Genomic DNA, 14,092 nt, shown 5'->3' on the forward strand with positions numbered 1-14,092 from the left:
TAATTTTTGTAGTTTTTTTCACTTGAATTAAACAATATACTGTATTATCATTAATGTGTAACCACAAGATATAGTTGTCCTTGTGGTTACATTTGTGCTGAGAGAGAACTTTTTTATAAGGGGGTTTTTATGAAGATCATTAAGAGAAGCGGCAAGGAAGTGGCTTTTGACGGTGGCAAGATCATCGCTGCTATTGAGAAGGCCAACGATGAGGTGACCGACGAGAAGAAACTTACCGCAGGACAGATCAGCGATGTTGAGAGAGCTGTAGAGAAACAGTGTGCATCCCTCACCAGAGCTGCCAGTGTGGAAGAGATCCAGGATATGGTAGAGGATGGCCTGATGAAGTCAGGCAAATTCGAGGTTGCCAGAAAATATATTACCTACCGCTACAAGCATGCTCTTGTCAGGAAGTCCAACACAACCGACGAGCAGATCATGTCTCTTATTGAGTGCAGCAACGAAGAGGTTAAGCAGGAGAATTCCAACAAGAACCCCACTGTTAACAGCGTTCAGAGAGATTACATGGCAGGAGAGGTCAGCAAGGACATCACCAGAAGATTCCTTCTTCCCGAGGATGTAGTCAAGGCCCACGAGGCAGGACTTATCCACTTCCATGATTCAGATTATTTTGCACAGCATATGCACAACTGCTGTCTTGTTAACCTTGAGGATATGCTCCAGAACGGTACAGTTATTTCCGAGACTATGATCGAGCGTCCCAAGAGCTTTTCAACAGCCTGCAATATCGCAACCCAGGCTATTGCTCAGATTGCCAGCTCACAGTACGGCGGACAGAGTATTACACTTTCACACCTTGTACCTTTTGTTGATGTCAGCAGACAGAAATTCCGCAAGGAAGTTGCTCTTGAGTTCGAGACTGCCGGCATGAAGATCAACAAGAAGCAGGTAAACGAGATCGCAGAGATGCGAGTTAGAAAAGAGATCGAGAGAGGCTGCCAGGTTATCCAGTATCAGGTAATCACACTTATGACCACCAACGGTCAGGCACCTTTCATCACAGTATATATGTATCTCGATGAGGTTCCCGAGGGACAGCAGAGAGAAGACCTTGCAGTAGTTATAGAGGAGATGCTCAAGCAGCGTATCCTTGGTGTTAAGAACGAGAAGGGACAGCTCATCACACCTGCTTTCCCCAAGCTCATCTATGTTCTTGACGAGGACAACATTCATGAGGATTCCAAGTACTGGTACCTCACAGAGCTGGCAGCTAAGTGCACTGCCAAGAGACTTGTTCCCGACTACATTTCAGCCAAGAAGATGAAGGAACTCAAGAAGGGTGATGTTTATCCTTGCATGGGATGCAGATCTTTCCTTACTCCCGACAGCGAGGAGAACGCAGAGGGTCTTTGCAACAAGGGCAACAAGTCACATGCTCAGAACTATAACGAAGGAGACCACAAGTACTACGGACGTTTCAACCAGGGCGTTGTAACCCTTAACCTGGTGGACGTTGCCTGCTCCTCCTACAAGGATGAAGCCAAGTTCTGGGAGCTTATGGAAGAGAGAACCGAGCTCTGCAAGCGGGCTCTTATGTGCAGACACAACAGACTTCTCGGAACACCTTCCGATGTTGCACCTATCCTTTGGCAGAACGGAGCCCTTGCAAGACTTCAGAAGGGTGAAGTTATCGATCCCCTCCTTTTTGGCAACTACTCAACAATTTCCCTCGGTTATGCGGGACTGTGCGAGTGTACCAAGTATATGAAGGGCGTATCACATACAGATCCAAGAGGCAAAGACTTTGCGCTTAAGGTAATGCAGTTCCTTAACGACAAGTGTGCTAAGTGGAGAGCTGAGACCAATATCGCTTTCAGTCTGTACGGAACACCTCTTGAGTCCACAACCTACAAGTTTGCTAAGTGCCTCCAGAAGAGATTCGGTATTATTCCGGAGGTTACAGACAAGAACTATATCACCAACAGCTATCACGTTCATGTTACCGAGCAGATCGATGCCTTCACCAAACTCAAATTTGAGTCTGAGTTCCAGGCGCTTTCGCCGGGAGGAGCCATCAGCTACGTTGAGGTTCCTGATATGAACAGCAATATAGAGGCAGTTATCTCAGTTATGAAGTACATCTATGACAACATCATGTATGCTGAGCTTAACACCAAATCAGACTACTGCCAGTGCTGCGGCTACGACGGAGAAATCAAGATTGTTACCGACACAGACGGCAAGCTCATCTGGGAATGCCCTAACTGCGGCAACCGCGATCAGAACAAGATGAATGTTGCAAGAAGAACCTGCGGCTACATCGGAACACAGTTCTGGAACCAGGGACGTACACAGGAGATCAAGGAGAGAGTTCTCCATATGTCCAATCCTGTGAGATAATACAGTGGTTTTAGTTCAAAGAGGCTATAACTGGACGCCATACGAGGAATACAGCGGATATCTGACAATATTATGGCTGTGGTAGTTCAGAGGGAGAAATATTATGAATCTATATGGCAGGCCGGGGATCATTTTCCCCGGCTTGTTACTTTTTGGGGCGATTTTAGATTTTAGACATGATTAGTTTATACATTTTTGCATAAATATTTAGCGTTTAAGCTTGGCATAAATGCTGGATTCTTCTATACAATCGATGCTGCCGGCGAGATCGATAAGAGCTCCATCAAGGACTGAAATAATGTATAAAGAATGAATATCGATGCATAAAATAAATATGGTAAAATAAGGAAATGATATTGGTTTATAGAGCCTTAGTACTATAAGGAGGCTTAGGGGGATAGAATGAATTTCGGACAGATATATTTAAATGATGTGGCAAACGGAGTGGGCTGCAGAACAGCGCTTTTTGTCAGCGGCTGCACCCATCACTGTAAGGGCTGTTTTAACGAGATGACCTGGGATTTTAACTACGGGGAGCCCTATACTCAGAAGACTGAGGATGAGATCATTGAATCCCTTAAGCCGGATTATATCGCCGGTCTGACAATCCTCGGCGGCGAACCCATGGAAATATCCAATCAGGAGGCGCTATATCCCCTGATCAAGAGAATAAAAGAAGAGCTTCCCAAGAAGACAATCTGGATCTATAGCGGCTACCTCTGGGAGGAACTGACAGATCCCGATAACAAGCGCTGCCACGGCCAGTACACTGATGAGATCCTGCATTCCATTGATGTTCTTGTGGATGGGGAATTTGTTCTTGAGAAAAAAGATCTGATGCTGAGGTTCAGGGGGTCATCAAATCAGAGGATCATTGATGTTCCGGAGACATTTGAGAGTGGAAGTATTGTGCTGTCGAAATATAATGACAGAGATACTTCAAGGATGTGAGGGATGACAAGGGGAGATGCCATCCCTCACATCCTTTTGTCAGAAAATTGACCAGCGTTCATGTAAAGTGATTGAAAACTACTAAACCTATAGGAGTATCCTGCCTTATATGATAAAATATCTCCACATAACCCCGTGGGGGGGTTACTTGAAACCACGAAATATTTATGGGTAAGGAGATTTTTATGGGTAAGAGTATGGCAGAGTGGAAGCTCGGAGACCCAATGATCAACGAGAATGATTATTGGCAGGATCCGAACTACGTGGCAGAGGATCCTGAAAAGGAAAAACTGGTATTGAAGCTGGCAACTTTGATAACAGACCGCTACGTAAAGAAGTTAACGGGGAAGATCAACAACAGGGATCCTGAATATTGGATGCTTGATATGATTCTTAACAAGGAACAGGTTAAGTTCCTTATCAATTTCAAAAAGACAAGAGTTCCCTATTCAATTGAAGAACTTGCCAAGATGAACAACATGAGCGTGGAAGATACTCAGAAGATGGTCGACCGCCTTGTTTGGATTGGCATTATTGAGATGAACAGAGCAAAGACAGCGGATAAGCACAAGCAGTATGAGCTTCCTATCTTTGTTCCCGGTTCTGCTGAATTTATGATGATGCAGGACAAGCTGACAGATGAATTTCCTCAGCTTGCAACTTTTTTTAACCTTATGACACAGCTTCCTCTTGCCGGGATCACACAGATGGTTCCGCCCGGAGGAGCAGGTGTGGGAATGCACGTAATTCCTGTTGAGAAGGCAATCAAACTAGAAAACCAGTCAGTACCTGTAGAACATCTGTCAAGATGGATCGACATGTATGACAAATATGGCATCTCAGAGTGCTCCTGCAGAAAGCAGCAGGCCATGAGAGGTGAAGGCTCCGGAGAAATCCGTGGCGATTACTGTATCGGTATGGGCGACATGGCTGAGTACATGGACAGCCGCGGAATCGGTCATTATGTAACAAAAGAGGAAGTGTATGAGATCCTGGAGAGAGCAGAGAGACACGGCTATGTTCACCAGATCACTAACATCGACGGCGAAGGCAAGATCGTTGCTATCTGTAACTGTGCGCCCGGTGTATGTAATGCCCTCAGAACCTCACAGCTTTTTAACACACCAAATATGTCAGCATCAGCCTACAGAGCTCATGTTGAGAAGGAAAAGTGCGTAGCCTGCGGTAAGTGCGTAGAGGTATGCCCTGCCGGTGCTGCTAAGCTGGGACAGAAGCTCTGCAAAAAGGACGGAACAGAGGTTAAATATCCCAAGGCTCTCCTTCCCGATGCAACCAAGTGGGGCCCTGATAAGTGGAATTACAACTTCCGCGATGACAACAAGGTCAACTGCTACGAAACCGGAACAGCACCATGTAAGACAGCTTGCCCTGTACACCTTTCTGTTCAGGGATATATCAAGATGGCTGCAGAAGGCCGCTATGAGGATGCCCTTAAGCTTATCAAGCAGGACAATCCGATTCCTATGATCTGCGGTGCAATCTGCAACAGAAGATGCGAGGACGCCTGCACAAGAGGAACCATCGATCAGCCTCTTGCCATCGATGAGATCAAGAAGTTCATCGCTTCTCTTGATCTTAAGAAAGAGGACAGATACATTCCTCTTTGCGAGAAGCACGACGGCGGAATGTGGAGTGATGATTACAAGCTTGCTATCATCGGCGCAGGTCCTGCAGGCCTTGCTGCTGCATATTTTGCAAGAAGAGACGGATATCCTGTCACAGTATTTGAGAAGGAAAAGAGAGCCGGCGGCATGCTGATGAACGGCATCCCCAGCTACAGACTTGAAAAGGACATCATCGAAGCTGAGATCGACGTTATCAGCAAGATGGGCGTCGAATTCAAATATGGAGTAGAAGTCGGAAAAGACGTTACTATAGAAGAACTCAGAAAACAGGGCTACAAGGCATTTTTCATTGCCATAGGTTGTCAGGGAGGAAGACTTGTAGGAGTTCCCGGTGAGGATGCCAAGGGCGTTCAGACCGGTGTTGATTTCCTAAGAAAAGTTAACCTTGACCACAATGAAAAGTTAAACGGCGAGACCGTTGTAGTCGGTGGTGGTAACGTTGCAATCGACGTTGCAAGAACCGCTGTAAGAGCAGGTGCTTCCAAAGTTACTCTGCTGTGTCTTGAGGGAGCAGACGAGATGCCTGCGGCTAAGGACGAAGTTCATGAAGCCAAGGAAGAAGGCATCGAAGTTAAGAACGGTTGGGGCCCCAAGGAGATCCTTACAGAAAATGGTAAGGTAACAGGCATCGTATTTAAGCGCTGCACCTCTGTTAAGGATGCTGACGGAAGATTTAACCCTAAGTATGATGAAAATGAGACCATCACTATCAAGTGTGAGAATGTACTTCTTTCAGTAGGTCAGTCAATCGTATGGGGCGACCTTCTCAAGGGAACAAATGTAGAGACAAGACCCAATGGCGGCGCCATTGCAGATCCTCTTACACTCCAGACCGCTGAACCTGACATCTTTGTCGGCGGCGATGTGTTCACCGGCCCCAGATTTGCCATTGATGCAATCGCAGGCGGTAGAGAAGCAGCAGTTTCCATGAACAGATTCGTTCATCCCGGAAACAGACTGGATCTTGCAAGAGACAGAAGAGAGTTCATTGAGCTTGATAAGGATGATATCAAGATTGAGAGCTTCGACAACGCTCCTCGTCAGGTTCCGGGAACTAAGGCAGGAGTAGCAAAAGAGACCTTCGATGACCTGAGGATGACTCTTACAGAGGAGCAGGTCAAGAAGGAAGCAAGCAGATGCCTTGGCTGCGGCGCCACAACCGTAGATGTTAACAAGTGCATCGGCTGCGGACTCTGCACAACTAAGTGCGAGTTTGATGCTATTCACCTTACAAGGGATATTCCTGAAGCGAGCACAATGGTTCGCGCAGAGGATAAGCTTGGAAAAGTAGGACCTTACGCAGTTAAGCGCGCAGGTAAGATTGTGATCAAGAAGATTACCGGAAAAGAATAAATCAAAGAGGACGGTTGCGAGTCAATGGGGACGGTTCTTTGTGACTCGCTTCGTGAGTCACAAAGAACCGTCCCCATTGACTCGCAACCGTCCCCTTTTTAGATTACAGTACCTTTGACAAGAAATCCTGCAATCTCTTACTCTGAGGATTATCGAAGAATTCCTTCGGAGAATTCTCCTCCAGTATTTTTCCTTCATCTACGAAGAGCACCTTGGTGGCAACCTCTCTTGCAAAGCCCATCTCATGGGTTACAACCACCATGGTCATGCCTTCGTCTGCAAGGCTCTTCATAACGTCCAGAACTTCGCCGACCATTTCGGGGTCAAGGGCGGAGGTGGGCTCATCGAAGAGCATCACTTCGGGATTCATGCACAGTGAGCGCACAATTGCGATTCTCTGCTTCTGACCGCCGGATAAGGAGGCGGGATATACATCTGCCTTATCTAACAGATTAACTCTCTTAAGCAGCTCTGTTGCCTTTTCTTTGGCGGCTTCAGGGCTCATAACCTTGAGTTTAACGGGAGCAAGGGTGATATTTTCCATGACCGTAAGGTTGTTGAACAGGTTGAAGTTCTGGAAAACCATGCCCATGCGTTCTCTTATTTTATTGATGTTTACCTTAGGGGCGGTAATGTCTTCATCGTCGAAGATGATCTGGCCGGAAGTTGGGCGCTCAAGGAGGTTCAGGCAGCGAAGGAAAGTACTTTTTCCTGAACCTGAGGGTCCTACGATGACTATTTTCTCCCCTTTGTTGATCTCATAATCGATTCCGGCTAAAACCTTATTGATTGAACCATCGGGGTTCTTGAATTCTTTGCACAGATTTTTAACGGTTATCACTCTTACGCATCCTCCTTTCCAGCTTGCCAAGGAGTATTGTCAGTATCTTGATGATCACAAAATAGATAACTGCAGCGCCGATAAGAGGCATGAACGCGTCGTAGGTTCTGGATGCGATCTGGTTGGCCACACGGGTAAGATCTGCAAGACTTACGTAGCCTACGATGGCGGTTTCCTTGATCAGTGTTATGAATTCGTTCCCCAGAGGCGGGATTACGTTTTTGAAGGCCTGGGGAAGTACGATGTAACGCATTGTTGCGGCTTTTGAAAGGCCAAGACTTCTGCCGGCTTCCATCTGCCCTTTGTCAACGGCCAGGATTCCGCCGCGGACGATCTCAGCAACGTAGGCACCTGAGTTGATACCAAAGGAAAGGGATGCAACCAGGATTCCGTTGTTGGAGGAGGCCATGATGATGAACCACATGATGAGAAGCTGAAGTACGCTGGGCGTTCCTCTTATAACATCGATGTAGACCGAAGCTATGTAGTTGAAGACGGTTGGCTTACCGTCCTCCTTGTAGGACAGCTTCATAAGTGCCAGGACATTACCTATAAGAAGACCAAGAAGTGCGGAAAAGACCGCAACCTCAAGGGTTATGCCAAGGCCCCCAAGATAAAGCTTCCATCTGTCTGATGTAACAAAAGCTGCAATAAAACGTTCATTTAATGTCATTGGTAAAATTACTCCTCGATGTACTGTTTTACAAGTGCGTCATAGGTTCCGTCAGCCTTAAGCTCGTTAAGTGCGTTGTTGATCTTGGCTGCAAGATCCTCATTTCCCTTAGGAAGAGCGATTGCATAATACTCAGGCTCGAAGTCGAAGGCTGAGCCGTCAATAACGTCAACCTTGTCAGAAAACTGTGCGCCGAATACTTCTGCAGGGTTCTTGTCTACGATTACGCAGTCAACACGTCCGTTGTTAAGATCGTTAACGGCATCTACAGCTTTATTATAAGCTGAAACTGAAGCGCCTTCAATTTCGTCTGCAATGAATTCGCCTGTGGTTCCCAGCTGAACGCCGATCTTGAGATTCTTAAGGTCCTCAGCGGTTGCGATTGTTGATCCCTTGGGAACGATAACTGACTGAACAGCTTCATAATAAGAATCGGAGAAATCAACAGTAGCCTTTCTCTCCTCAGTAACTGTCATTCCTGCGATGGCAACATCAATCTTGCCGCCGATGGAAGATACAAGTGAATCAAATTCCATATCCTGAATAACAACCTTCATGCCCATCTTCTCGCCGATTGCCTTGATAAGAGCAACATCGAAGCCGTCAGGGTTGCCGTCGTCACCGATATATTCAAAAGGTGGGAATGCAGCATTGGTTCCGACTGTAAGGGTTCCGCCCTGGCTTCCGCAGCCTGCAAGGCAGGAAACAACAAGGATCATAGCAAGTACAAGTGTAAATATCTTCTTTTTCATAATAGCCTCCTTTTTATGCATCAAAATGAATAAATATACAGATTTATGTATAATATAACAGCGATATTAAAATATATCAAGCCCCAAAATATTAATTTTGCGCAAGGGACATTTTTAAGCTATACTACTTCTGAGTTTTGGCTCATTTCTCCGGGGGGAGAATTTTTAGTTGGAGGCATTTGAAGGTAGTATGAAAAAAGTAACAAGGAATGTTAAGCGCACTTTCTGCGCACTTCTGTCGGTGCTGACAATCGCAGCATCTATTCCGCAAACTGTTTTGGCAAGTGAAACCGGTACAGATTATTATGAGGAAACTCTCGACGAAGAAGTACTCGATGAGGCAGTTCTCAATGAAGAAGAACCTTACGAGGAGGAGTCTTCTTATGAGGAAGTAACTGATGAAGAAACTTCTTATGATGATGAAACCAATGAGGAAGAAGTCAGCCCGGAAGAGGCTTATGAGGCAGAACCTTACGAAGTAGAGCCATCTGAGGCAGAGTCTTCTGAGGCGGAGCTGGCTGAAACCACCATAGAGAGCAGCTATGAGGTGACTTTTCCCACAGATAAGATGACAGTTGATATAGCGGAATCAACAGGAATTATCAGTGTTAACGGAAAAGTATATCTCGACCCGGTCAAAGTCAAGGACTATGCCTGCGTTATATGCCGTTTTAATGTGAACAAAGCATACAGGGTTGATCCGGATAATACCGCCGTGGATTTCATTTATCAGGGCCAAAAGGAGACTATTTTACCGGAATCTGAATCAGTATTGTCAGTAAGCTATGACGAAAACAATAATATGCTTGATGTCTACTTTAATTTCACCTTTGACGAAGCGGGCAATCTGATGACCGGAAGTCTTGATATCAAACCTTGTTTTGAATCAGTTCTTTCAAATAATACCTTCGTATGGACCGGCAAAATGGACCTTGAAACAAGCGGCGACAGTGCCATATCAGGAATTGGCAGTACAGATGGTAAGAATTACTATCTGATCAATAATGCCACGGCCATCAATGCATTTTTTTATGTGAACAGAGGTATGGAGATAAGATATAGCGCCGACGGTAAGCTGGATGTCTCTGTAACCTTTAACGGCAAAGAGCTTAGCGAAGATGATGATGAGTATTACTGCAATTATAATTATGACCTGTCCACGCTGGAAGTTTATATTACAATTCCGGCCGATGAGCAGGGCAATCCACTTAAGGGAAATGTCGTAATTACTGCAGGTACTGTATCGGCGCAGTCCAAGTACTCTTTTAAATACAGCGGAAAGATGACGCTTATTGACGATAAGGGTACTATGAGGACCGGAATCGGCAGTTCCAACGGTAAGGACTACTATATTCTGAATAATACCGACAAAGTAGAAGCAACTTTCCTTGTTGACGCATCAGCCATGTTAGAAAAAGATGCAGAGGGTAATTACAAGGTTACCGCAACATATAATAACAAAGCTGTTTCAATGGACAGCGGACAGTTTTTCTACTCATATAACAGCACGGACAGGCTTCTGTATATTTGTTTTTATTTCCCACTTGATAAAAGCGGACTGCCGGCGCCGGGCAACCTATCCATTTCAGCAACAACCATAGCCAAGTATACTTTTACCTTCTCCGGTAAGAGCGGAAACACTACGGTTATGAGCCCGGATACATCAGATGACAAGAATTTCTACGGATTAACCATAGATAACGGCAAGTACTATTTTGACAATGAAACCGATGCAATATCCGCTACCTTCAAGATTGCACCGGGATACATTGTTGACACCGACGCCAATAATGTACCCAAGGTAAAGCTGACTGTTGGCGGCAAAGAGATAACAGAGAGCGGCTATGAAACGAGCTACAGCGTAAATATATACGAAAATACTGTATCCTTTTATTCTCCGATAGCTTTTCAGATCAAGGATTCCGAGAAGTCTGTGATGGGAAATATTGCGCTGAGTATCACCTTTGTGACCCTGAAAAGCGCTTATACACTTACTTATGACAGTAAGCTCGTCCCGGACACTTCCGATGTTGACAGTATAAAGGGTCTTATCTATGACGGAGGCAAATACTATATCTCCAGGGAAGCGGATGAAGTAGCCATGAGCTTCAAGGTCAAGGAGGGCTATTTCATACAGGAATACGACCCGGATGACTACGACCATAGTGGTTACAAGATCAAGGTGACCGTTGGCGGCAAGGTGTCAGAGGAGGCCTGTGTCAGCTATAGCGAATCGGACCAGACAGTATGCTTTAGTTTCAACATACCCTATGACGACAATGGCAAAAGACAGCTTGGCAATATTGTCATAACACCAACCTTCGGAGCATACAAGAAGGCTACCTTTGTGTGTGATTTCAGCCAGATTGAGTATATTAACTGTGCGGGAGCAGAAGACATAACCGCTGATAACAAAGTGACCACCTTTAAACCCGGTGACCCCTTCTGGTTTTTGGTTGAGACTGTGCCGGGATATGAGGTCAAAAAGGTAACGAATGGAAAGACTGTATTAAAATCAGATTCCAAGTACTCTTATAATTATGAGATAGCAAATGCTAAGGATAATCTTACTATCACGATTACTACCGGCAAATGGACCGGCAAGGAGCTGGATCCCATACCGGTAAACCTGTCGGTAAACGGCGATGTGCCCTCCAAGAGTACCGCTACTGTGACATTCACTGGTGGTGTCACCTATGATAAGAGTAAGAAACAGTACTATACGGAAAAAACTGTTTATGGAAGGGCCAAGAATATCACCTTTACCGTCGAGCCGGCAGCAGGTCTGGAGATTGATGGTGATACAAGTATAATATCCTGCGACGGAGATATTTTATGGGCGTCAGTTTCCGTCGACAATTCCGAAATATCTATTTATAGCGATGATGTTGCGGCCGCAATGGAGAAAAAGAAGCCCATCAATATCAGCCTCAATCTTAGGAAACGAAGCTACAATGTGAGATTCCTCACATACGACTGCGATGAGGGTGTAATTTTCTCAGAATATGAGGTGGGCAAAGGACCCAAGGATGATCTTATAGACTATTATGACCGATTCAGGGTCAGCGAAGGAGAGAGCTTTACCTTTATAGCGGGATTGTGGCAGGATTATGGAGTGTACTATGAGATAGACAGTGTTACCTGCAACGGTAAGGAACTGAAGCCCAAATCAGATAACGGCACAACCTATTACAGCATAGATAACATCTCTGAGGACTGTGAGATAAGAGCCACTAAGAGAGAGATTGTAAGGAAATGTCAGGTTACGGTAAATACCGATACCGGAATTAAGGATGTTAAGGCAGTAGTTGATGGCACCACTTATTCCAAGAAGGGAAATAACAGCTCTTTCTCATTTGAAGTAGAGCAGGGCAAGACCGTATCACTTGAAATAGCTGCTAAAAACAATTATGAGATAGGAAAAGTACTTAAGGACGGCTACATCGATCTGGATGTGGCAAACGGAAAAACCTCCTTTGAGGTGGACGATGATACCAATATTAGCATTACAAGTACCGGAATCCCCGTCATGTCTCTTAAGAACCTTACAAATAATAACAGTATCACATATCCGAAAAATGGCGATCTTATAAGCGTCGACTATCTGGACAAATATGAGCTCCGTGTAAAATGCGGAGATGAGGAGCTTGCAATAAGCAGCCTCCGGGTATTTGGCGGAGATAAGAAGGAAGAGTTCGCTACCCTGTCAGAGGATGGGAAGACAGTGCAGATAAGCTGTGACAAGGCTGAAGGAATAACCGATGTGATCTCGGTTAATCTTAGCTTCGATTCTGTTCTTGAAGAAATGAACCTTCGGTTTACAGTGGATCAGCCCATTAAGAGCGTAGCACTTAAAGGGGCTAAGAAAAATATTCTGTCCCAGCCTGCAGGTACCGCAAGGACTTACGCTGTGACCCTGAACAAAGGTGCAGATTACGACGCAGTCAAAGTCGCTGCAGCATCGGAATCTGACAAGAATGCCACTGTGACATATGATCCTGAGGATAAAACTGTTACAGTAGAGACCTATAAAGGCAATCTTTTACCTAAGTCTGATGTGATCCTTGTATTCAAGGATAAGAAAAACAGACAGGTTGGAGAGCCCTTCACAGTAAAAGTGACAAGTCCCAAGATCGCAGCGCCTACAGTTAAGACAGTTATAACTTCTGACATTGATATCACACTTAAGGTAACCGCTCCAAAGGCAGCAGATTACAGGAACGTGTATGTGAAGATAAGCGCAGAGGCTGTTACCAGCAAGAAGAAACCGCTGGCTGAGAATATGTCCGCAAGTCTTACAAGAATCATTAAGACAGATGACCTTGTAGCAGCTCAGGGAATTGTTAAGCTGAATCTTGCCGGCAAGGGTGTTAAAGCCGGAAGCGGAGCTGCTCAGAAATATTCGATAAGCGTGTCAATGATACAGCTTGATAACACAGCAGCCTACAATGCGTCGGGAGTAGCAGAGGATAAAATTCTGACAACAGGTAAGATCAAGAAGGTGTCTGCCGCAACCAAGACCCCTGCTTATGAAAAGAAACTTACTGTTAAGGCAGGTAAAAAGGCTTTCACCAGAGGAGAGAAGGATATAAACGTTGCCACTTATACTTTCTCCAAGGCAACCACCTTCAGAACCATAGACAAGGTTACATTGACGGGAAGTCTCAAGAACGACACATATACATTAACGGACAAGAAGAACGTGGTTAAGCTCCTTGATGACGGCAAGACCATTGCCATAGCTGATTCTTCCAAGCTATACCCAGGAACCTACGTCCTCACCGCATATCCTCTTGGTGAAGGCAAGCCCGGAACCCTGAAGTTTACCGTTAAGGCTCCTGTGACCCAGATCGTGCTTGATGCGCCTGCAGATAAGATTGTAAAGGCACCTAAAAAGGCCGCTTCAATCAAGCTGACTACCACCTGCAAGTCCGTGATCGCAGGCGAAGAATACAAGCCCGCCAATACCAAGGTGAGCGTGACAATAACCTCGGAGAATCCTGAGTTGCAAAAATGCCTCACCTACAAGAGCGGCAAGATTACCGTCTCCAAGAAATATGTTCCTGACGAGAACCCTGCCATGAATGTATTCATGGTTACAGTCACAGCCAAAGACCTTGCCGGCAAAGGAACACCGGCAACCGCCAGCAAGACCTTTACAATAACCAACTAGAAATTGTGATTCTAAATAGAGTTTATTCCGAAAGGGTTACAGGAAAATAAAGGATTTTATGAGGCTTTTTACGATAGTAATTCGTGAAAAGCCTCTTTTTTACTGTGGCTTGAAGTGGTATCATGATGGAAATATTGGTATGATGCGGGTTGGGAAGAAAAATGCTGAATAAGCAAATGATATTTTTGGAGGTAAAAATGGAAATAAAGCGAGTTACCAGGAACAGCAGGACTTGCTCAAGACATATGAAAGTAATCAAATAGAGGTTCTTAATATGCCTTTAGATGAGTATAATCCCTAATATCTATATCATTTTGCATTCTTGTGCATATGAAAGCTTCA

The 14,092-nt window shown here is 45.2% G+C and carries 7 protein-coding genes; 4 read left to right on the forward strand and 3 right to left on the reverse strand.

Annotated features, from left to right (window positions below):
- The first annotated feature begins 129 nt into the window (after window positions 1–129).
- The 3 genes from nrdD to G588_RS0103915 all read left to right on the forward strand — a co-directional run bounded on the left by nrdD (window position 130) and on the right by G588_RS0103915 (window position 6,311).
- A complete protein-coding gene (nrdD, locus tag G588_RS0103905; protein WP_022777451.1) occupies window positions 130–2,361 on the forward strand; it encodes an anaerobic ribonucleoside-triphosphate reductase in 2,232 nt (743 codons plus the stop codon).
- Between the two features lie 402 nt (window positions 2,362–2,763).
- The gene (gene nrdG / locus G588_RS0103910; protein ID WP_022777452.1) at window positions 2,764–3,312 is read left to right on the forward strand and encodes an anaerobic ribonucleoside-triphosphate reductase activating protein; all 549 of its coding nucleotides are present in this window, start codon (window positions 2,764–2,766) and stop codon (window positions 3,310–3,312) included.
- Between the two features lie 224 nt (window positions 3,313–3,536).
- A complete protein-coding gene (locus G588_RS0103915; protein ID WP_051139904.1) occupies window positions 3,537–6,311 on the forward strand; it encodes an FAD-dependent oxidoreductase in 2,775 nt (924 codons plus the stop codon).
- A 103-nt stretch (window positions 6,312–6,414) separates the two neighbouring features.
- Here G588_RS0103915 and G588_RS0103920 read toward each other — a convergent pair whose 3' ends face one another.
- The 3 genes from G588_RS0103920 to G588_RS0103930 are packed head-to-tail and all read right to left on the reverse strand — an operon-like array spanning window position 6,415 to window position 8,577.
- On the reverse strand, window positions 6,415–7,152 hold the full coding sequence (locus tag G588_RS0103920; RefSeq protein ID WP_022777454.1) for an amino acid ABC transporter ATP-binding protein: 738 nt from the start codon (window positions 7,150–7,152) through the stop codon (window positions 6,415–6,417).
- On the reverse strand, window positions 7,139–7,825 hold the full coding sequence (locus G588_RS0103925) for an amino acid ABC transporter permease (RefSeq protein WP_022777455.1): 687 nt from the start codon (window positions 7,823–7,825) through the stop codon (window positions 7,139–7,141). The genes G588_RS0103920 and G588_RS0103925 overlap by 14 nt, the downstream gene beginning before the upstream one ends.
- Before the next feature lie 8 nt (window positions 7,826–7,833).
- Window positions 7,834–8,577: a basic amino acid ABC transporter substrate-binding protein gene (locus tag G588_RS0103930; protein ID WP_022777456.1), complete on the reverse strand. Its 744-nt coding sequence runs from the start codon at window positions 8,575–8,577 to the stop codon at window positions 7,834–7,836.
- Between the two features lie 190 nt (window positions 8,578–8,767).
- On the opposite strand from G588_RS0103930, the gene G588_RS0103935 reads away from it, so the two are divergent.
- On the forward strand, window positions 8,768–13,750 hold the full coding sequence (locus G588_RS0103935; protein WP_022777457.1) for a hypothetical protein: 4,983 nt from the start codon (window positions 8,768–8,770) through the stop codon (window positions 13,748–13,750).
- The last annotated feature ends 342 nt before the right edge of the window (window positions 13,751–14,092 follow it).

Source organism: Butyrivibrio sp. AE3009 (assembly GCF_000420845.1).
Classification (GTDB): domain Bacteria; phylum Bacillota; class Clostridia; order Lachnospirales; family Lachnospiraceae; genus Butyrivibrio.

Coding starts and splice junctions, on each gene's coding strand:
- nrdD (WP_022777451.1), top strand. CDS start 130: ATGAAGATCATTAAGAGAAGCGGCAAGGAAGTGGCTTTTGACGGTGGC.
- nrdG (WP_022777452.1), top strand. CDS start 2,764: ATGAATTTCGGACAGATATATTTAAATGATGTGGCAAACGGAGTGGGC.
- G588_RS0103915 (WP_051139904.1), top strand. CDS start 3,537: ATGATCAACGAGAATGATTATTGGCAGGATCCGAACTACGTGGCAGAG.
- G588_RS0103925 (WP_022777455.1), bottom strand. CDS start 7,825: ATGACATTAAATGAACGTTTTATTGCAGCTTTTGTTACATCAGACAGA.
- G588_RS0103930 (WP_022777456.1), bottom strand. CDS start 8,577: ATGAAAAAGAAGATATTTACACTTGTACTTGCTATGATCCTTGTTGTT.
- G588_RS0103935 (WP_022777457.1), top strand. CDS start 8,768: ATGAAAAAAGTAACAAGGAATGTTAAGCGCACTTTCTGCGCACTTCTG.